This is a genomic window from Lactobacillus sp. XV31L (assembly GCF_059900865.1).
Window position 1 is genome coordinate 1 of record NZ_JBWXGC010000032.1, and the last position, 677, is coordinate 677.

Annotated in this window: 1 protein-coding gene; it reads left to right on the forward strand. The window is 35.7% G+C overall.

What is annotated here, in order from left to right:
* Positions 1-148 precede the first annotated feature (148 nt).
* Positions 149-677, forward strand: a 529-nt coding sequence (locus AC2JF7_RS09035) for a DNA-methyltransferase (RefSeq protein ID WP_500728359.1), incomplete at its 3' end; no start/stop codon positions are given.

Here is a 677-nt window from a genome sequence, read left to right on the forward strand (position 1 = left end):
CTAGGAATACTAGGTATTATCTATATATTTATAGTTATATTGGCTGTTGCATTTGATGTTTTAGGCAAATATGAATAATCATTTTTTAAGGAGCATATTTTATGGCACGAGCAGTATGGCGTAAAGATAAAGATGGCAAAGATAAATAATGTTACCTAAAATTAAATTGTTTAATGATAATTTTCAAAACTACAAAAGATATGGGATACCTAAGGCGCAGTTGGTAATCGCCGATATACCTTACAATTTGGCGAATAATGCGTATGCCAGTAATCCTGTTTGGTACAATGGCGGAGACAATAAAAATGGCGAAAGTGACAAAGCAAATGCAACGTTCTTTAACACAGACGTAGATTTCAGAATTGCAGAGTACATGCACTTTTGCTCGCACATGTTAATTAAAGAACCTAAAGAGACCAATAAAGCACCGGCAATGATTGTGTTTTGTGCCTTTCAACAACTAGGCATGGTAATCGACTATGGCAAAAGATATGGGTTCAAACATTACATACCGCTGGTATTTATCAAAAAAACTTCTGCCCAAGTACTGAAAGCTAACATGAGAATTGTTGGTGCGACTGAGTACGCCTTAGTCCTGTATCGAGATAAGCTACCCAAATTTAACAATGGTGGACGTATGGTAAAAAACTGGTTTAGTTGGAATATTGATGGAAGCT